The 18,994-nt window shown below is 61.7% G+C and carries 15 protein-coding genes; 5 read left to right on the plus strand and 10 right to left on the minus strand.

What is annotated here, in order from left to right:
• The first annotated feature begins 48 nt into the window (after positions 1–48).
• Genes ACS4NR_RS09545 through ACS4NR_RS09555 form a run of 3 tightly spaced genes read left to right on the plus strand, consistent with a single transcriptional unit; the run spans position 49 to position 5,512 of the window.
• Positions 49–1,293 (plus strand): exonuclease SbcCD subunit D C-terminal domain-containing protein, encoded by a 1,245-nt coding sequence (locus ACS4NR_RS09545; protein ID WP_456019856.1) that lies wholly within the window; start codon positions 49–51, stop codon positions 1,291–1,293.
• The gene (locus tag ACS4NR_RS09550) at positions 1,290–4,931 is read left to right on the plus strand and encodes an AAA family ATPase (protein ID WP_456019857.1); all 3,642 of its coding nucleotides are present in this window, start codon (positions 1,290–1,292) and stop codon (positions 4,929–4,931) included. Before ACS4NR_RS09545 ends, ACS4NR_RS09550 begins: the two co-directional genes overlap by 4 nt.
• Complete coding sequence (locus ACS4NR_RS09555) at positions 4,928–5,512, plus strand: glutathione S-transferase (RefSeq protein ID WP_456019859.1); 585 nt, start codon at positions 4,928–4,930, stop codon at positions 5,510–5,512. Before ACS4NR_RS09550 ends, ACS4NR_RS09555 begins: the two co-directional genes overlap by 4 nt.
• 173 nt (positions 5,513–5,685) lie before the next feature.
• On the opposite strand, the gene ACS4NR_RS09560 is transcribed toward ACS4NR_RS09555, so the two are convergent.
• The 8 genes from ACS4NR_RS09560 to ACS4NR_RS09595 all read right to left on the minus strand — a co-directional run bounded on the left by ACS4NR_RS09560 (position 5,686) and on the right by ACS4NR_RS09595 (position 12,450).
• Entirely contained in the window at positions 5,686–5,943 is a 258-nt protein-coding gene (locus ACS4NR_RS09560; protein WP_456019860.1) for a hypothetical protein, read from the minus strand.
• Entirely contained in the window at positions 5,940–6,149 is a 210-nt protein-coding gene (locus tag ACS4NR_RS09565; RefSeq protein WP_095136379.1) for a hypothetical protein, read from the minus strand. Before ACS4NR_RS09565 ends, ACS4NR_RS09560 begins: the two co-directional genes overlap by 4 nt.
• A gap of 258 nt (positions 6,150–6,407) precedes the next feature.
• Positions 6,408–6,587 carry a hypothetical protein gene (locus ACS4NR_RS09570; protein WP_095136380.1) on the minus strand — a complete coding sequence of 60 codons (180 nt, stop codon included), beginning with the start codon at positions 6,585–6,587 and terminating at the stop codon, positions 6,408–6,410.
• A gap of 157 nt (positions 6,588–6,744) precedes the next feature.
• Positions 6,745–7,920, minus strand: a complete 1,176-nt coding sequence (locus tag ACS4NR_RS09575) for a lactonase family protein (RefSeq protein WP_456019862.1) — start codon at positions 7,918–7,920, stop codon at positions 6,745–6,747.
• Positions 7,917–8,219: a DUF5629 family protein gene (locus ACS4NR_RS09580; RefSeq protein ID WP_456019863.1), complete on the minus strand. Its 303-nt coding sequence runs from the start codon at positions 8,217–8,219 to the stop codon at positions 7,917–7,919. The genes ACS4NR_RS09575 and ACS4NR_RS09580 overlap by 4 nt, the downstream gene beginning before the upstream one ends.
• A gap of 167 nt (positions 8,220–8,386) precedes the next feature.
• The gene (locus tag ACS4NR_RS09585; protein WP_456019864.1) at positions 8,387–9,967 is read right to left on the minus strand and encodes an aldehyde dehydrogenase (NADP(+)); all 1,581 of its coding nucleotides are present in this window, start codon (positions 9,965–9,967) and stop codon (positions 8,387–8,389) included.
• A 9-nt stretch (positions 9,968–9,976) separates the two neighbouring features.
• A complete protein-coding gene (araD1, locus tag ACS4NR_RS09590) occupies positions 9,977–10,969 on the minus strand; it encodes an AraD1 family protein (protein WP_204896340.1) in 993 nt (330 codons plus the stop codon).
• Positions 10,970–11,127: 158 nt separating this feature from the next.
• Positions 11,128–12,450 (minus strand): MFS transporter, encoded by a 1,323-nt coding sequence (locus ACS4NR_RS09595; protein WP_456019865.1) that lies wholly within the window; start codon positions 12,448–12,450, stop codon positions 11,128–11,130.
• 194 nt (positions 12,451–12,644) lie between these two features.
• On the opposite strand from ACS4NR_RS09595, the gene ACS4NR_RS09600 reads away from it, so the two are divergent.
• Positions 12,645–14,381 (plus strand): IlvD/Edd family dehydratase, encoded by a 1,737-nt coding sequence (locus ACS4NR_RS09600; protein ID WP_027613081.1) that lies wholly within the window; start codon positions 12,645–12,647, stop codon positions 14,379–14,381.
• Positions 14,382–14,604: 223 nt separating this feature from the next.
• The gene (locus ACS4NR_RS09605) at positions 14,605–15,324 is read left to right on the plus strand and encodes a FadR/GntR family transcriptional regulator (protein ID WP_007917986.1); all 720 of its coding nucleotides are present in this window, start codon (positions 14,605–14,607) and stop codon (positions 15,322–15,324) included.
• A 180-nt stretch (positions 15,325–15,504) separates the two neighbouring features.
• Here the strand turns inward: ACS4NR_RS09605 and ACS4NR_RS09610 are convergent, their stop codons facing one another.
• The gene (locus ACS4NR_RS09610; protein WP_115984926.1) at positions 15,505–17,889 is read right to left on the minus strand and encodes an efflux RND transporter permease subunit; all 2,385 of its coding nucleotides are present in this window, start codon (positions 17,887–17,889) and stop codon (positions 15,505–15,507) included.
• The gene (locus tag ACS4NR_RS09615) at positions 17,886–18,929 is read right to left on the minus strand and encodes a WD40/YVTN/BNR-like repeat-containing protein (protein ID WP_253151344.1); all 1,044 of its coding nucleotides are present in this window, start codon (positions 18,927–18,929) and stop codon (positions 17,886–17,888) included. Before ACS4NR_RS09615 ends, ACS4NR_RS09610 begins: the two co-directional genes overlap by 4 nt.
• Positions 18,930–18,994: the final 65 nt, after the last annotated feature.

The following is an 18,994-nucleotide window of genomic DNA, read 5'->3' on the forward strand; positions in this document are numbered from 1 at the left end:
GCCTTCTCATACACGCGGCCATCACCTGTTTATGTAGCGGAGTCCACCTTGCGTCTGTTTCACACCTCCGACTGGCACCTTGGGCAAAACCTGCACGGCCAGGAGCGCGATTTCGAGCATGCGTGCTTTCTCGAATGGCTGCTGCGCCAACTGCAACTGGCGCAGCCGGATGTGCTGCTGATTGCCGGTGACATCTTTGACACGGTCAATCCGCCGGTCAAAGCCCAGGAACGCCTCTACGACTTCATCGTCAGCGCCCACGAGCAGCAGCCGTTGCTAACCATCGTGATGATTGCCGGCAACCACGATTCCGGCTCGCGTATCGAACTGCCGGCGCCGTTGATGCGCCGCTTGCGCACCCATGCGCTGGGGCGGGTGTTGTGGCTGGATGACGGCCAGCTCGACGCCGAACGGCTGTTGCTGCCGCTGCCGAATGCCCAAGGCGAGATCGCTGCGTGGTGCCTGGCGCTGCCGTTCCTGCGTCCAGCCGAAGTGACCGGTGCGCATCTGGGCGACAACTATCTGCGCGGTATCGGTCAGGTGCATGAGTGGCTGATCGAAGCGGCGAATGCCAAGCGCCAGCCGGGTCAGGCGCTGGTCGCCATCAGTCACGCGCACATGGCTGGCGGCTCGGTCTCGGAAGACTCCGAGCGCAGCCTGATCATCGGTAACGCCGAAGCGCTGCCCGCCAGCCTGTTCGGGCCGAGCATCAGCTACGTCGCCCTCGGCCATTTGCACAAGCCGCAGAAGGTCAACGGTGAAGAACGCATTCGCTACAGCGGCTCGCCGATTCCGCTGTCGTTCTCGGAGATCGGCTATCAGCACCAGATTCTCGACGTCACCCTCGACGGCGAAACCCTGGTCAGCGTCGAACCGAAACTGATCCCGCGCTCGGTCAACCTGCAACGCATCGGCCCGGCGCCGCTGGCGGAGATCCTGCTGCAACTGGCCGACCTGCCGAACATCGATCTGCTCGCCGAAACCCAGCGCCAGCCATGGCTGGAAGTGCGCGTAACCCTCGATGAGCCGCAGCCGGATCTGCGCCATCAGGTGGAAAACGCTCTGCAAGGCAAAGCCGTGCGTCTGGTGCGGATCGCCGCCGAGTACGCCGGCAACCGTGGCGCCGAGGGTAGCGACGACGGCAGCGCGCTGGTCGAACTGGATCAACTCACTCCGCAAGAACTGTTCAGTCGCGCCTGGCTCGACAACTATGGCAACGAGGTCGATGAGCAGACGCTCAAGGACTTCGCCGAACTGCTGCAGGACGTACAACTGGAGGGCGAGCAGCCATGAAGATTCTCGCCATTCGCTTGAAGAACCTCGCCTCGCTGGCCGGGCCGTTCGAAATCGACTTCACCGCCGAACCACTGGCCAGTGCTGGCCTGTTCGCGATCACCGGGCCGACCGGCGCCGGTAAAAGTACCCTGCTCGATGCCCTGTGCCTGGCGCTGTTCGGCGCCGTGCCGCGGCTGAACAACACTGGCCGTGACGCCAAGGTTCCGGATGCGGACGGCGAAATCGCCACCGGCGACCCGCGCACCTTGCTGCGCCGTGGGACCGGTGAAGGTTACGCGGAAGTGGATTTTGTCGGCGTCGATGGCCGCCGTTATCGCGCGCGTTGGGAAGCCAACCGTGCCCGCGAGAAGGCTGGCGGCAAATTGCAGGCCAGCCGGCAGAGCCTGCGCGACATCGATCAGGATCAACTGCTCGCCAGCCAGAAAGGCGAATACAAGACCCAACTCGAAGCCGCGCTGGGCCTGAATTTCGAACAATTCACCCGCGCCGTGCTGCTGGCCCAGAGCGAATTCAGCGCGTTCCTCAAGGCCGACGACAACGACCGCAGCGAACTGCTGGAAAAACTCACCGACACCGCGCTCTACACCCGCCTCGGCCGCCGCGCGTTCGACAAGACCAAAGAGGCCCGCGAAGCGCACAAGCTGCTGCAGGATCAGGCCACTGGCGTCACTCCACTGGCCCCCGAAGCCCGCGCCGAGCTGGACGAACGCTTCAACGCTGCCCAGCAGCAATTGAAGTTGCAGCAAGCGCAGCTCAAGCAACTGGAACAACAGCACAGCTGGCTCAGGGATTTGCGCCAGTTGCAGGACGCGCAGCAAGCCGCCGCCGAACAATTGCAGAGTGCGCAGCAACAGTGGGAAGGCCTGGCTGGTGAACGCCTGAAACTGACGCGCCTGGAACAACTCGCCCCGCAACGTCACCAGTTCGCGCGCAAGACCGAACTCGATGTGCAGCTGACACCGCTGGCGGCGCAAATTGCCGCGCACACTCGCGAACACGGCGAACTCGGCGAACGCCAGACACAACTGGAACAGGCACTCGAGTCGGCGAAAGTCGCCCTCAGCGAAGCGCAGCAGCGGCACAGCGAAAGCGCCCCGCTGCTGCGTCAGGCATTCGAGGAGCAAAGCACCCTCGCCCGTCTCGCCAAGGACACCGCACTCAGCGCCGAGGCCCGCCAGTCCGCCGAGCAAGCCTGCACCGAAGGCCAGAGCGCGATTCAGGCCTTGCAAGCGAAACAGGCCGAAGTCGCTGAACGCCTGCAGAAAATCGCCGCCGAGCTGGAGCAGAGTGCGGATCTGGCGCCGCTCAGCGACGCTTGGAATGCCTATCGCGATCGCCTGCAACAGCTGATGCTGATCGGCAATCGCCTGAACCAGGGCCAGGCCGAACTGGCGACCCTCGAACAGAACGCCGCGCACAGCGCCGACGCGTTGGCTACGCAAAAACAGCAACTGGAAGTGCTGTTCAAAGAGGCCGGCGCCGAGCCGGACGCCGTCGCCGAGCAGATCGGCATCCTCGGCACTCTGTTGCAAGACAACCGCAAACAGCTGCGCGCCATCGAAGACCTGACACGGCTCTGGGCCAGTCAGCAGGAGCTGGAAAAACGCGGCGCCGAGCTGCAACAGCGTCTGCTCGATGCACAGCAGGAACGCGAGCGCCTGACCCAGGACGGAGTGAAAACCAAGGCCGAACTCACCGTCGCCGAACAAACCCTTAACGTCACCCGAGAACTGCTCGAACGCCAGCGTCTGGCGCGCAGTGCCAGTGTCGAAGAGCTGCGCGCGCAGTTGCAGGACGATCAGCCGTGCCCGGTCTGTGGCAGCAACGAGCATCCGTATCATCAGCCGGAAGCGCTGCTGCAAAGCCTCGGCCGTCACGATGAATCCGAGCAGGCCAGCGCGCAGCAAGCGGTGGATCAGCTCAAGGAAAAACTCACCGAGCTGCGCGCCGACGTCGGTGGCGTGATCGCCCGGCAGAAAGAGCTGTTGCAACAGCAGGAGCAATTGACCGCCCAGCTTCAGGCACTGGCGCCGAGTCTGCAGGCGCATCCGCTGGCGCCTCAGTTGCTGAATCAGGACGCCGACAAGCGCGACGCCTGGCTGACCCGGCAGAACGATCAACTGAACCAGAGCATCACTCAGGACGAGCAACGCCAGAGCGCCCTGCTCACCCTGCAACAGGACGCGGCGCGCCTGACCCAGCAACTGCGCAATGCCGAAACCGCGCATCAGCAAGCGGCGCAACACTTGAGCAACCAACAACGCGAACTGAGCAGCGACCGTCAGCGTCTCGACGAAGAGCTCAGCGCGTTCGCCAGCCTGCTGCCGGCCGACACCCTCGAAGCCTTGCGCATCGAGCCGGCGGCAACCTTCATGCAGCTGGATCGGCAGATTGCCGAGCGCCTGGCGCAGGTTGATCAGCAGAAGGAAGAGTTGGTCGAACAGCAACAACGCCAGCAGACGCTGGACAAGGAACAGGATCGCCAGCTCAGCCGCGTACAGCAGTTGCAAAGCGCCGAGCAGCACTTCAGCGCGCTGGCTGAGCAGCAGCAGGCCTGCCAGGCGAAACTCGCGCAACTGCTGGGCGAACACAGCAGCGCCGAGCACTGGCAGCAGCAACTGGAACAGGCTGTGGATCAGGCGCGCAACGCCGAAACCAGTACCGCTGCGGAACTGCAGAGCGTGCGTACGCAACTTGTGCAAATTGGCGCCGAACTCAAGGCTCAGCAAGAACGCTTGCAGGCGCTGCAAAGCGAAGACAGCGAACTGACGCAGAAGATTGCCGACTGGCGCGCACGCCATCCTGAACTGGATGACGGCGGTCTCGAAGACCTGCTGCGCGTCGATGACACGCAGCTCAGCGAACTGCGCCAGCGCTTGCAGCACAACGAAAAAGCCATCGAACAGGCCAAGGTGCTGCTGCAGGAACGGGATCAGCGTTTGGCCGATCATAAGGCGCAACACAACGGCAATCTCGATGCCGAGCAACTCGTCAGCGCCCTCGCCGAGCTGCAACAGCAATTCAACCTCAGCGAGCAACAGTGCGCCGAACTGCGCGCCGAACAAGCTGAAGATCAGCGTCGGCAAAACGCCAACCAAGCGCTGGCGCAGCAGATCGCCGACGCCTATGCCGAATACCAGCGCTGGGCGCGCCTGAATGCGTTGATCGGCTCGGCCACCGGCGACACGTTCCGCAAGATCGCCCAGGCCTACAACCTCGACCTGCTGGTGCATCACGCCAACGTGCAGTTGCGCCAACTGGTTAAACGCTATCGCCTGAAACGCGGCGGCAGCATGCTCGGCCTGCTGGTGATGGATACCGAGATGGGCGACGAATTGCGCTCGGTGCATTCGCTGTCCGGCGGCGAGACTTTCCTGGTGTCGCTGGCCCTTGCACTGGGGCTGGCATCGATGGCCTCCAGCACGCTGAAAATCGAATCGCTGTTCATCGACGAAGGCTTCGGCAGCCTCGACCCGGAATCGCTGCAACTGGCGATGGACGCCCTCGACGGTTTGCAGGCGCAGGGGCGCAAGGTCGGGGTGATTTCCCACGTGCAGGAAATGCACGAACGGATTCCGGTGCAGATTCAGGTGCAACGCCAGGGCAACGGCTTGAGTACCCTGGAGGTGAAATGAACACGCTGTACTCGTTCCGCCGCTGCCCGTACGCAATGCGCGCGCGGATGGCCCTGCGCTATTCCGAGGTGCCGGTGGAGATCGTCGAAGTCAGCCTCAAGGCCAAACCGGCCGCGATGCTGGCGATCTCGCCCAAGGGCACGGTGCCGGTGCTGGATGCCAATGGGCAGGTGATCGATGAGAGCCTGGAGATCATGCGCTGGGCGTTGGCACAGCATGATCCGGATGACTGGCTGCTCGGCGGTGATTCACGGATTGCCGAGTTGATCGAGGCTAACGATCAGGGGTTCAAGGTGCATTTGAACCGCTATAAATACGCCGAGCGTTATCCCGAGCAGCCGATGGAAGTTTATCGGGCTGAGGGCGCGTTGTTTCTGCAGAGGCTGGATGAGTTGCTGACGGATCGCGATTACTTGCTGAGCGATCACTTGAGTCTGGCGGACGTGGCGTTGCTGCCGTTCGTTCGGCAGTTTGCGCATGTGGATCGCGAGTGGTTTGCGCACACGCCTTACGTTCGCTTGCAGGTCTGGTTGGAGCGTTTCCTCGACTCCGAGCTGTTCACCTCAATCATGAAGAAATAACTTTCTCTTCTTGCTTGCCGAACACCTGTGGCGAGGGGATTCATCCCCGATGGGCGGCGAAGCTGCCCTGAAATCAGACACCTCGGTGTATGAGAATAATCCGGTTTGCCGGGTCTGGGGCCGCTTCGCGACCCATCGGGGATGAATCCCCTCGCCACAATGGTTCGATCAGTCTAAGCAAGAGCGTTGCACATGCCGAGTGCCATGCAATCCACTTCAAACGGCCCAAGAAAGTCGACCGCAGCCTTGATCGGCGGATTGCCGGCCATCAACCCCAGTGAATTGGCCCTTTCGATGTTGTGCGCAATGCTGTGATTGGCCTCTATGGCCCGCGCCAGCGCACCCACCGAACCCTGACCGAAGCCGAGTAATGCCGCGCCATTGGTCATCAGTGCCAGGCTGGCAATGACCCAGAGTCTGTAGCCTTTCATGCGCCGCCCACTCCTGCGAGTTCAGCACGATCAACCAGCACGTCTGCGCGGTGTTCGAACTGGATGCCGGGGTGTGCGACCTCGATCGGTGCGTCGAAGCTGTGTTGGGTTTGCGCGGCGATGCTGACGAACAGCACCAGTGCCAGGTAAAGACCGATGGCCAGGTAGGCGCCGCGCTTGGCTGAGGTAATGATTGAACTGGCCATGATGTGCTCCGTGGGCATGTTTCAGTGCCGTCAGGATCAATCAAAAAAGCCGCGGTAACCACTCAGGGTTTGCCATAGTAAACATCAGCTTGGTTGATTATTTAGCCGGTCTATTTGCGCGGTTCAAGAAACCTATCAGGCTGCGAAAAACACACGCACACGTGTAGGAGCTGCCGAAGGCTGCGATCTTTTGACGTTGAAGATCAAAAGATCGCAGCCTTCGGCAGCTCCTACAGGGAGTGGTGCCAAATCAGACGTTCAGTGTTGGGCTTTGTGATCCAGTGCGGCGTAGAAGTTGGCGCTCTGTTGCAGGTATTTCTGGGTGTAGCTCTGGGTGTGGGATTTTTTGCCGGCGATTTCGGCGTTGGCACTGGCTGGCAATGCAACGGTGGCGGAGATGGCGGAAGCGGCGATGACAGAGAAAAGATTGAAGTTCATGGCGGTAACCCTCGTGTTCGGTTGGCTTGCTCTGCCCGGTTGGGCCGTGAAGCAAACTTAACGCTCGAGGGTTGATCGCTTGAAATGCTTTGTAGCATTACCGGATATCAGCGCGATTAATACAACGAGACAGGCCCCGCAAACCGGGGCCTGTGGCTTATTGTCGCACTAGAAACTTCAGGTCGCTCGGGGCGTCCATCGGCAGTTTTTGCACGGTTTTGCCGAGCAGACCGGTCTTGGCATCGCGCTCGACGACGACAATTTCGTTGCTCTTCTGGTTGGCGATCAGCAGGAACTTGCCACTCGGATCGAGGCTGAACTCACGCGGGTGATCACCTTCCACCGAACGCCTTTGCAGTTCCTTGAGCTGGCCGGTTGCTGGATCGATGCTGAACACCAGCAACTGATTGGCAGTGCCGCGGTTGCTGACGTAGAGGAACTTGCCATCGGCTGACGCATGCAGCGCGGCAGCGGCTTTGTCCGAGGTCGGCTGACCGGCAGCCAGATCGACCATTTGCGTCTGCGTCAGCACGCCGTCGTGGTAGTCGAACACCGCGACCTGTGCGCTCATTTCCATGGTCAGCCAGGCATGCTTGCCGTCAGCACTGAACAGCAAATGACGCGGGCCACTGCCGGCCGGCAGGCTCACCGAAGCGGTTTTTGCCGGGGTCAACGGCAGGTCTGGATTGGCTTTCGGGTCGAACTGGTAGATGAAGACCTTGTCCGCACCGAGGTCGTTGGAGAACACGTAGCGGCCATCCGGCGAGGACACCGTCGAGTGCACGTGGTTCGAGGCCTGACGCTCGGGGTTGACCCGGCTCGCCGGGTGCGCACTCATCTGCACCACCGGTTTGAGTTTGCCATCGGCGCCGACCGGCAACACCGCGAGGGTGCCACCCGGATCTTCGACCACCGAATAGTTGCTGACGAACAGATGGCTGGCATCGCCGCTGAGGCTCGAATGGGTCGGCTCGTTGCCCAGGCTCTGCACTTGATTGATCAGGGTCAGAGCGTGGGTCTTCGGATCGATCGAGTAGCTGCTGACGCGGCCGACCGGATCTTTCTGGCCGGGGCCGTTTTCGTTGACCACGAACAGCTGCTTCTGGTCTTTGGACAGGGTCAGCCACGACGGGTTTTCGCTCTTCACCACTTGCAGCGGCTGGGCGGCAATCTGGCCGGTGGCGCTGTCGAAACTCATTCGATAGATGCCTTGGCTGGTGCCCGCGGTGTAGGAGCCGACCAGCAATTGATAGGTCTCGGCACTGGCACTGGACAGGCCCATCGCACCGACGCTGCCGGCCATCAGCAGCGGCCAGAATTTACGCATGTTCATTGATTGTCATCCTCGTCGTCGCTGCTGCTGACTACATCACCGAGGCAGACCAGACGGTGCTCGCCGGTGGTTTTGGTATCGCTGGCGTAGCCAATGATGAGCCAGCTCTGCAGGTCTTCATCAAACGTTGCGGCTTCAACCTGAGCCGGCGCGAATTCCCAATGCTTGGCCTCTCGGCCGTCGATGCATTCGATGTGCAGGTTGTCGTCTTCGTCGAGGGCGAATTCGAAGGCGTGCAGGCCGTCGATCTCGACCATGCCGCAGTGTTCGAGGGCGTTGAGAAGGGTTTGGGCAGTCATGGCAAACAGTCTTTCTAGGGGGGAAAGGGCCAATGATAGCTCATTGTCGCTGGAGATCCCTGTGGGAGCGGGCTTGCTCGCGAAAGCGGTGTGTCAGGCAATAAATCACTGACTGAAAGAATGCCTTCGCGAGCAAGCCCGCTCCCACAGGGGGTGTGCGGCGCGATTTACAACGCGTCGCGTGACGGCTTGCCGTCGACCAGGCGCTGAATGCGCAACGGATTGCCATTCTTCAGCGGTTCCGGCAGCAAGCTGTCGGGGTAGTTCTGGAAGCACACCGGGCGCAGGAACCGGTCGATCGCCAGCGTCCCCACCGAGGTGCCGCGCGCATCCGACGTCGCCGGATACGGTCCGCCATGCACCATCGAATCACACACCTCAACCCCGGTCGGGTAACCGTTGAGCAGGATCCGCCCGACTTTCTGTTCGAGCAGCGGCGTCAGTTCCGGGAAGCCTTCGAAGTCGGCCTGTTCGCCGATCATCGTCGCTGTCAGTTGCCCGTGCAGACCCTGCAACGCCGCGCTCAGCTCGGCCTTGTCCGCTACCTCGACGATCACCGTGGTCGGGCCGAACACTTCTTCCTGCAGCACTTCATCACCGTTGATCAATAGGCTGACATCGGCCTTGAACAGTTGTGGCTGCGCCTGGTTACCCTGCTGTGGATTACCCGCCAGATGCTCGATGCCGGAATGCGCCAGCAACTTTTGCAGACCTGTGCCGTAACTGCCGAGGGTGCCGGCGTTGAGCATGGTTTGCGCCGGTTGGTCGCCAATCAGCCCGGCGACTTGCTGGACGAAGGCACTGAACTGCGGCGAACGAATACCAATGACCAATCCCGGATTGGTGCAGAATTGGCCGCAGCCCTGCACCACCGAAGCGGTCAGGTCGCGGGCAATGGTTTCCGAGCGCTCAGCCAAGGCTTGCGGCAGAACGATCACCGGGTTGATGCTCGACATCTCGGCAAACACCGGGATCGGTTGCGGCCGCGCCGCTGCCATGTCGCACAGTGCCCGACCGCCCTTCAGCGAACCGGTGAAGCCGACCGCCTGAATCGCCGGATGCTTGACCAGCCACTCGCCGACGCCACCGCCGTAGATCATGTTGAACACACCGGCCGGCATCGCGGTTTTTTCGGCGGCGCGAATCAGTGCATCGGCGACAAGTTCAGCGGTAGCCATATGACCCGAGTGTGCCTTGAACACCACCGGGCAACCGGCGGCCAGCGCGGCTGCGGTATCGCCACCGGCCGTAGAAAACGCCAACGGAAAGTTGCTCGCACCGAACACGGCCACCGGGCCGAGGCCGATGCGGTACTGGCGCAGATCAGGGCGTGGCAACGGCTGGCGATCCGGCAACGGCAGGTCGATCCGCGCACCGTAGAAATCACCGCGCCGCAGGACTTTGGCGAACAGGCGCATCTGACCGCTGGTGCGCCCGCGCTCGCCCTGAATCCGCCCCGCAGGCAGCGCGGTTTCGCGGCAGACCAACGCGACGAAAGCATCACCCAACGCATCCAGTTCATCGGCAATCGCGTCGAGAAACTGTGCGCGGCGCTCGGCGCTGAGGCTGCGATAGGCCGGGTACGCTGCTGCGGCGGCTTTGGCGGCGGCATCGACTTCGGCTTCAGTCGCTTGAATGAAAGCGTACGGCAGCTGTTCGCCGGTGGTCGCGTCGACGCTTTGCAGTTTGACGTTGCCCGCTGCGCTGCGCTGTCCGCCGATGTAGTTGTGGCCGAGAATCTGAGTCATGGGAGCTCCTTAAAGGGTGCCGATGCTGTCCGGTTGAAAAGCCGCTGCTGCCGGGGCGATACCGTTGACCAGCGGTGCGCCGAATTCGGCCTGGCTGATTTCAAACTGGTCGCCCGGTTGGGTGCGAATGCCATCGGCGAACGACAGGGTCGCGGTGCCGAAGAAGTGAATGTGCACGTCGCCCGGACGCAGGAACTGGCGATATTTGAAGTGGTGGTATTCAAGGTTGGCGAGGCTGTGGCACATGTTGGCCTCGCCGCTGAGGAATTCGTTTTGCCACAGCACTTCGCCGTCACGCAGGATGCGACTGCTGCCGGCCAGATGTTGAGGCAATTCACCGGTGCGAAGTTCCGGGCCGTAACTGCAACTGCGCAGTTTCGAGTGGGCGAGGTACAGGTAGTTCTTGCGCTCCATGACGTGGTCGGAGAACTCGTTGCCCACCGCGAAACCGAGGCGATACGGTTTGCCGTCATGGCCGATGACGTAGAGCCCGGCCATCTCCGGCTCCTCGCCGGCGTCTTCGGCGAACGGCGGCAACGGGAAGGCTTCGCCCGGACGCACGACGATGCTGCCGTCGCCCTTGTAGAACCACTCCGGCTGCACGCCCGCGTGCCCCGCCGCTGGTTTACCGCCCTCCACGCCCCATTTGAAGATGCGCATGGTGTCGGTCATTTGCGCTTCGTCGCCGGCCTGCTGGTGCATCTTGTCCCGCGCCGAGGCGCTGCCCAGGTGCGTGAGGCCGGTGCCGCTGACCAGCAAGTGCGCGGGATCGGGATGGTCCAGCGGTGGCAGGATGCGCAGGTCTTTGAGCAATTGCGCATAGTCATGACTGATGCCCAGGCCATGGGTTTGTACTTGCTGCTCCAGGGTGCTGCCGGCCTCAATCGCGGCCAGCGCGAGATCGCGTACGCTGCGGGCGTCCTGCACTTCGCGGATCAGCCCGTTGTCGACCACGCCGACGCGGCGCTCGCCGTTAATCAATTCGAATTGAACCAGATGCATATGTCCTCTCCTGTAAACCAGTCTTGAATTCGGCGCCGATCCATTGTGGGAGCGGGCTTGCTCGCGAAAGCGGTGTGTCATTCAACGATGATGGTGGCTGACCCACCGCATTCGCGAGCAAGCCCGCTCCCACATGGGTTCCATGTTGTTCTGCAGATTCAGGTTCGGGTAGCACCGCGTGCACTGGCGGCGAACTGCTCGACCGGCAGCACATGTTTACGCTCAAGCACCCGGTAAACGATTGCTGTAAGAATCAAACCAAACACCATCACCCCACTGAGGAAATACAGCCCCGAAGCCAGGTTCCCGGTGTATTCCTTCAGCGCGCCGATCACGAACGGCCCGATGTAGCCGCCGAGGTTGCCCACCGAGTTGATCAAGGCGATCCCCGCCGCCGCGCTCGCCCCAGCGAAGAATCGTCCCGGCAAGGTCCAGAACACCGCCGTGCAGGAAAACAGCGCAAACGCCACCAGGCACAGCGCCGCCAGTTGCGCCACCGGCAGGGTCAGCCACGCGCTGAAGAACAAGCCCAGCGCACCCAATACATAGAGCACCGCCAGGTGGCCGTAGCGATCATTCATGCGGTCGGAACTGCGCGGCACGATCAGCAGGCCGACGATGCCGAAGATGTACGGTACCGACGAGACGAAACCGGTCACCAGATCGCTGCCGCCGAACTGTTTGATCAATGTCGGCAGCCACAGGCCGAGGCCATAAATGCTCAGGGTCACCGGCAGATAGAACAGCGCCAGCAGCAACACGCGTTTGTCCTTGAGTGCATGCAGCGGATTGCCGTGACGGGTCTGGCCGTATTCCTGCAAATCCTTTTTCAGCTCGCCGGTCAGCCAGTCTTTCTCGGCCTGATCCATCCATTGCACTTGCTGCGGGCCGTCCGGCAGCCAGCGCAGTACCGGCCAGGTGAGGAGGATCGCCGGCGTGCCGATGACGATGAACAGCCACTGCCAGCCGTGCAGACCGAGGATGCCGTCCATACCGAGCAAGCCGCCGGACACCGGGCCGGTGATCATCATCGCGATCGGTTGGGAGAGGATGAACAGGCCGAGGATCTTGCCGCGATGGCGTACCGGGAACCATTGGGTGATGTAGTACAGAACGCCGGGGAAGAACCCCGCCTCCGCCGCGCCGAGCAGAAAGCGCATGACGTAGAAACTGTGCGGCCCCTGGACGAACGCCATGCCGATGGTGATCGCGCCCCAGGTGATCATGATCCGCGCGAACCAGCGCCGCGCACCGAAGCGCTCGAGCATCAGGTTGCTGAGGATTTCGAGAAGAAAGTAGCCAATGAAAAACAGCCCGGCACCGAGACCGTAGGCCGCATCACCGATGCCAACGTCGGCGCCCATGTGCAGCTTGGCGAAGCCGACGGCGGAGCGATCCACATAGGCAATCAGGTACAGCAGGATCAGGAAGGGAATCAGTTTCAGCGTGATGCGGCGGATCAGCCGCAGTTCCTGGCTCATGGGGTCGGTCTCCGATTGTTGTTTTTATAGAACCTCGGGGGACGCCTCTCGCGGAACACCGCCAGGGCCAATCCCTCCGTCGAAAACGACTATATAGTAATACTAATTACCCAACAACACTTCCAAACCGTCGATTTTGCGCTTATGTTTAGCCGTGACTCGCAAACAATAGTCTTACAATAAGAGAATCGATCATGTCTGAGAAGAAACCCACCCTGCGCTCGGCCCAATGGTTTGGCACTGCCGACAAGAACGGCTTCATGTACCGCAGCTGGATGAAGAATCAGGGCATCGCCGACCACCAGTTCCACGGCAAGCCGATCATCGGCATCTGCAACACCTGGTCGGAACTGACCCCGTGCAACGCGCATTTCCGGCAAATAGCCGAGCACGTCAAACGCGGGGTGATCGAGGCCGGTGGCTTTCCGGTGGAATTCCCGGTGTTCTCCAACGGCGAGTCGAACCTGCGCCCGACCGCCATGCTCACCCGCAACCTGGCGAGCATGGACGTCGAAGAGGCGATTCGCGGCAACCCGATTGACGGCGTGGTGCTGCTGACCGGCTGCGACAAGACCACCCCGGCGCTACTGATGGGCGCGGCCAGTTGCGACGTGCCGGCGATCGTCGTCACCGGCGGGCCGATGCTCAACGGCAAGCACAAGGGCAAGGACATCGGCTCGGGCACGGTGGTCTGGCAGCTCAGCGAGCAGGTCAAGGCCGGCACCATCACCATCGACGATTTCCTTGCAGCCGAGGGCGGCATGTCGCGCTCGGCGGGTACCTGCAACACCATGGGCACCGCGTCGACCATGGCCTGCATGGCTGAAGCACTGGGCACGTCCCTGCCGCACAACGCGGCGATCCCGGCCGTGGATGCGCGACGTTACGTGTTGGCGCACATGTCCGGCATGCGCGCGGTGGAGATGGTTCGCGAGGACCTTCGTCTGTCGAAGATTCTGACCAAGGAAGCCTTTGAAAACGCCATTCGGGTCAACGCGGCTATTGGCGGTTCGACCAACGCGGTCATTCACCTGAAAGCCATCGCCGGGCGCATCGGCGTCGAGCTGGATCTGGACGACTGGACCCGTATCGGACGCGGCATGCCGACCATCGTCGACCTGCAACCGTCCGGGCGCTTTCTGATGGAAGAGTTTTACTACGCCGGTGGTTTGCCGGCGGTGCTGCGCCGTCTCGGTGAGGCCAATCTGATCCCCAATCCGAATGCGCTGACCGTCAACGGTAAATCGCTGGGCGAGAACACCAAGGACGCGCCGATCTATGGCGAGGACGAAGTGATCCGCACCCTCGACAATCCGATCCGCGCTGACGGCGGTATCTGCGTGCTGCGCGGTAATCTGGCGCCGCTGGGTGCGGTGCTCAAGCCGTCCGCCGCCACACCTGAGCTGATGCAACATCGCGGTCGTGCGGTGGTGTTCGAGAACTTCGACATGTACAAGGCGCGGATCAATGATCCGGAACTGGATGTCGATAAAGATTCGATTCTGGTGATGAAGAACTGCGGGCCGAAAGGTTATCCGGGCATGGCCGAGGTGGGCAACATGGGCCTCCCAGCCAAGCTGCTGGCTCAAGGCGTGACCGATATGGTGCGCATCTCCGACGCACGGATGAGCGGCACCGCGTACGGCACGGTGGTTTTGCACGTCGCCCCGGAAGCGGCGGCCGGCGGGCCGTTGGCGGTGGTGCAGGAAGGCGACTGGATCGAGCTGGATTGCGCCAGCGGGCGTTTGCATCTGGACATTCCGGATGCCGAACTGGCAGCGCGCATGGCGGATCTGCAGCCACCGCAGCAATTGTTGGTGGGTGGCTATCGTCAGCTGTACATCGACCATGTGCTGCAGGCGGATCAGGGCTGTGACTTTGACTTTCTGGTGGGTTGCCGAGGGGCGGAAGTCCCGCGTCATTCTCACTGACCCAAAAAGATCGCAGCCTGCGGCAGCTCCTACCTTGGAATGCATTCCCACTGTGGGAGCGGGCTTGCTCGCGAAGAGGGAGTGTCAGTGCCATATTTTTGGCTGACACTGCGCTTTCGCGAGCAAGCCCGCTCCCACATTTGGCTACTGTGTCTGCCTCAATACAGTGCCGTGCCTGCTATGATGCGCGGCATCTCCATCGCTCAGGATCGCGCCGCTCCCCATGGATTACCGCAAACCTTCCGACCGCAAAAGCATGCACTCGCGCATTGTCCAGGAACTGGGCATGCAGATCGTCTCCGGACGCTTTTTGCCCGACGACAAACTGCCCGCCGAAGCGCTGTTGTGCGAGGAATACGCGGTCAGCCGCCCGGTGTTGCGCGAAGCCACGCGAGTGCTGGTGGCCAAGGGGCTGGTGTATTCCAAACCGCGCGTCGGCACGGTGGTCAAGGCGCGCCGCGAGTGGCACATGCTCGATCCGGACGTGCTGCACTGGCTGATGCAAAGCAGCCCGCAGAATGAATTCTTCAATGTGCTGACCAGCGTGCGCAGCATCATCGAACCGGCCGCCGCCGCCCTCGCCGCCCAGCACGCGACCGAGGCTGACATCGCGGCCATCGGCGAAGCCTATCAACGCATGGAAGCAGCGCCGACGCCGGAAGCCTTGCTGCAACCGGATCTGGACTTCCACAGCCGCATCGCTGACGCGACCCATAACGATCTGCTGGCGAACCTGTGCAACATGCTTTCGGTGGCGATTGCCGAGGCGTTGAAGCATTCCAACCAGCGCCCGAATCTGCATGAACTGGCGCTGCCGAGGCACAAGGCGATTCTTACGGCGATCGAGAACCGTGATGCCCTTGGCGCCCGCCACGCGACGCTAGTGCAGCTGGATGATGCGCGCAGTGCGCTTAGCGTCGTGCTCGGCACCGAGCTCTCCTGACACACCACAATTCCCCTGTGGGAGCGGGCTTGCTCGCGAATGCGTGTGTCAGTCGGCACAGACTTATCTGACACACCGCATTCGCGAGCAAGCCCGCTCCCACAGGGGGTCGGCGTGAAGTTCAACGCATGAAAAAGCCGCAACCCTGAGGTTGCGGCTTTGTCGTTTCAGGCATCCGGATCAGTGAGCAAACAGCGAGTTGCCCTTCTGCCCCGCCAGTTTCTCCGGTTTGATCAGGAACTTCGCCAGCGCTGGCAACAGCCACAGCGCACCGAACATGTTCCATAGCAGCATGAAGGTCAGCATCAGGCCCATGTCGGCCTGGAACTTGATAGCCGAGAAGATCCAGGTGCACACCCCAATCGCCAGGCACAGACCGGTGAACAGCACCGCTTTACCGGTGGATTTCAGGGTCTGGTAATAGGCTTCCTGCAACGGCAGCCCGGCGCGCAGGAAACTTTCCAGACGGCTGTAGATGTAGATCCCGTAGTCCACGCCGATTCCCACGCCCAGCGCCACCACCGGCAGGGTCGCGACTTTGACGCCGATGCCCATGAACGCCATCAGCGCGTTGCCCAGCACCGAGGTCAGCACCAGCGGCAAGACGATGCACAGGGTCGCCGCCCACGAGCGGAAGGTGATCATGCACATCACCGCGACGCAGATGTACACCAGGATCAGGATGGTCAGCTCTGCCTGTTTGATGACTTCGTTGGTGGCCGCCTCGATCCCGGCGTTACCGGCGGCGAGGATGAATTCCAGACCGTCCTTGTTGTTGGCCGTGGCGAATTCCTGCACCGCGTGCACCGCGCGGTCAAGGGTTTCGGCCTTGTGGTCATTGAGGAAGATCAGCACCGGGGCCAGCGAACAGCTGTTGTTGTACAGGCCGTCGGCGCGGGCGATCGAGTTGTTCAGCACGTCCGGGTTGCGCGACAGGGTTTCCCATTTCAGGTTGCCCTCGTTCATGCCCTTGATCATCTGCTTGGACACGGTCACCAGCGAGATCGCCGACTGCACACCCTCGGTGTTCTGCATCTTCCACATCAGCTCGTCGATCGGCGCCATGGCTTCGTAGCGCGAGCAGCCTTCGGCTTTGGTCTTGACCATCACCACCAGCACATCGGAGCTGGTCGAGTAATTGCTGATGATGAAGTTGTTGTCCTTGTTGTAGCGCGAGTCCGGACGCAGCTCCGGCGCCCCCTGATCGAGGTCGCCGATTTTCAGGTTCTGGCTGTACCAGAGGCCGCCGCCGAAGGCGATCAGCGCCAGCAGCACCGAGATGCGTGCGACTTTCGGGCTGGCGAAGTTCGACAACAGGCGCCAGAACGGGTGTTCGCGATTCGCGTCTTTCTTGCTCTTGGCAATCGCACGCTTGCTGATGCCGACATAGGAAATCGCCACCGGCAACAGGATCAGGTTGGTGAACACGATCACCGCCACGCCGATGGACGCGCCGATCGCCAGTTCGCGGATCACCCCGATGTCGATGATCAGCAGGGTGATGAAGCCCACGGCGTCGGCAAGAATCGCGATCATCCCCGGCAGAAACAGTTGGCGGAAGGTGCGCCGCGCAGCGGTCAGGGCGTTGTCCGCCTCACTCGATTGCAGGGCGATACCGTTGATCTTCTGCACGCCGTGGGAAATGCCGATGGCGAAGATCAGGAACGGCACCAGCATCGAATACGGATCCAGCCCGAAGCCGAAGAAGTGCATCAGCCCCAGTTGCCAGACCACCGCCACCAGCGTGGTGCTCAACACCGCAATGGTGCTGCGCAGGCAGTTGGTGAACCACAACAGCAGGATCAGGGTGATGACGAAAGCGATGCCGAAGAACATCACCACCATCACCAGCCCGTCGATCAGGTCACCAACCTTCTTGGCGAAACCGACGATGTGGATCTTGACGTTGGGGTTCTGCGCTTCGAACTTGTTGCGGATCTTGTCTTCCAGCTCATGGGAGAACTGGCGGTAGTCCAGTGCCAGCAACTTGCCCTGATCCTGCGGATCCGGGTAGGACTCCAGCAACGGAATGTCGACGATGCTCGACTTGAAGTCGTTGGCCACCAGGCGTCCGACCTGCCCGGATTTGAGCACGTTGTTGCGCAGCAGATCGAGGCTGTCCTGCGAGCCGTTGTAGCTCTGCGGGATCACTTCCCCGCCGGCGAAACCCTCTTCGGTCACTTCGGTCCAGCGTACGCTCGGGCTCCACAGCGACTTGAGGCCGGAGCGGTCGACGCCGGAGATGTAGAACACCTCGTCGTTGATCTGCCGCAGGGTCTCCATGTACTCCCTGGAAAAAATGTCGCCGTCCTTGGCTTCCACCGAAATCCGCACGGTGTTGCCCAGGTTCGCCAGATCGTTGCGGTGCTCCATCATCTTCTCGATGAACGGATGCTTGAGCGGGATCATTTTTTCGAAACTGGTGGACGGCCGGATCAGCGTGGCCTGCCAGAACAGAAAGACGCTGACCACCAGACAGATCAGGATCACTGCCGGGCGGTTGTTGAAGATCAGACGTTCGAGGAACGTCGCCTTGTCCTGCTGAGGAGTGATCAAGGAAGTCATAGCCCCGCCTTCTTATTATTGATTTCGGCGCCGTTTGGCTGCGTGGTGTGCACGCCACCCTGCCCGGTCAGAATCAGATTGCCGTCGCCGGCTGCCGTCACCGAGGACAGCGAAATGCGATCCGGGCGGTTGAAGACGCTGAAGGTTTCGCCGTTGTCGCTGCTGCTGATCACCGAACCGCCGTTGCCGACGATCACGATCGAGCCGTCGGCGAGCAGCGTGGCGCCGGACAGGCCGAATTCCAGCGCGCCGCGTGCGGCTTTCAGCTCAACCTGCTCCCAGGTGCTGCCGAAATCGGTGGAACGGTAGAGGTTGCCGCGCAAGCCGTAGGCCAGCAGTGTCTGCGGTTGCGCCGTACCGATCACGCCGAACAGCGAGCCTTCGTACGGGCCTTCGAGTTTTTCCCAGGTCTGGCCCCAGTCGGCGGAGCGGAACATGCTGCCCGACTCGCCGACGATGAACAGTCCGGCGTCCTTCACCGCCGCGATGGCGTTGAGGTGGAACTGGTCTTCGTTGTCGAGGCGGTCGCTGACGTCTTCCCAGTTTTTGCCGCCATCGGTGGTTTCCAGCAACGCGCCGTACGCGCCCACGGCAAGGCCGCTGTTGACGTCCTTGAACCAGACGTCGAGCAGCGGCGATTCACGCTTGAGGTCTTCGAATTGCTTGGTCCAGGTCAGACCGCCGTCTGCGCTGGCGAGAATTTGTGCGTCGTGGCCGACCGCCCAGCCGTGCTGGTCATCGACGAAGTACACCGCCGTCAGCAGTTGCCGGGACGGCACTTTGGCCTGGGTCCAGGTCTTGCCCTGGTCGTCGGAATAGAGAATGTGTCCGCGATCCCCGACCGACACCAGGCGGTTGCCGGCGTGGACGACATCGAGCATCAGGCTTTTCGCGGCTTTGGCGGATTCGGTGGCATAGACCACGTCGGCTGGCGCCTCGGCGGCCATCACAGGTGCCGATAACGTGGCAAAGCCCAGCAAAGTGAGTGCTGTGGCCAGCAACGCGGTGTTGCGTAACGCCGGCGGGCGGCAACGACTCATAGACCTTCCCCTATTTATTATTGTTAGGCCGTTCGGCCTTAGGGCGCCGCAAGGGTGCTCGTGGT

The organism is Pseudomonas sp. JQ36, from assembly GCF_053851495.1.

Bases quoted from the DNA above. Each gene is read 5' to 3' on its own strand.
- ACS4NR_RS09585 (WP_456019864.1), bottom strand. From the start codon at position 9,967: ATGACTCAGATTCTCGGCCACAACTACATCGGCGGACAGCGCAGCGCA.
- ACS4NR_RS09575 (WP_456019862.1), bottom strand. From the start codon at position 7,920: ATGAACATGCGTAAATTCTGGCCGCTGCTGATGGCCGGCAGCGTCGGT.
- ACS4NR_RS09570 (WP_095136380.1), bottom strand. From the start codon at position 6,587: ATGAACTTCAATCTTTTCTCTGTCATCGCCGCTTCCGCCATCTCCGCC.
- ACS4NR_RS09615 (WP_253151344.1), bottom strand. From the start codon at position 18,929: ATGAGTCGTTGCCGCCCGCCGGCGTTACGCAACACCGCGTTGCTGGCC.
- ACS4NR_RS09555 (WP_456019859.1), top strand. From the start codon at position 4,928: ATGAACACGCTGTACTCGTTCCGCCGCTGCCCGTACGCAATGCGCGCG.
- ACS4NR_RS09595 (WP_456019865.1), bottom strand. From the start codon at position 12,450: ATGAGCCAGGAACTGCGGCTGATCCGCCGCATCACGCTGAAACTGATT.
- ACS4NR_RS09610 (WP_115984926.1), bottom strand. From the start codon at position 17,889: ATGACTTCCTTGATCACTCCTCAGCAGGACAAGGCGACGTTCCTCGAA.
- ACS4NR_RS09605 (WP_007917986.1), top strand. From the start codon at position 14,605: ATGGATTACCGCAAACCTTCCGACCGCAAAAGCATGCACTCGCGCATT.
- ACS4NR_RS09600 (WP_027613081.1), top strand. From the start codon at position 12,645: ATGTCTGAGAAGAAACCCACCCTGCGCTCGGCCCAATGGTTTGGCACT.
- ACS4NR_RS09565 (WP_095136379.1), bottom strand. From the start codon at position 6,149: ATGGCCAGTTCAATCATTACCTCAGCCAAGCGCGGCGCCTACCTGGCC.
- araD1 (WP_204896340.1), bottom strand. From the start codon at position 10,969: ATGCATCTGGTTCAATTCGAATTGATTAACGGCGAGCGCCGCGTCGGC.
- ACS4NR_RS09560 (WP_456019860.1), bottom strand. From the start codon at position 5,943: ATGAAAGGCTACAGACTCTGGGTCATTGCCAGCCTGGCACTGATGACC.
- ACS4NR_RS09580 (WP_456019863.1), bottom strand. From the start codon at position 8,219: ATGACTGCCCAAACCCTTCTCAACGCCCTCGAACACTGCGGCATGGTC.
- ACS4NR_RS09550 (WP_456019857.1), top strand. From the start codon at position 1,290: ATGAAGATTCTCGCCATTCGCTTGAAGAACCTCGCCTCGCTGGCCGGG.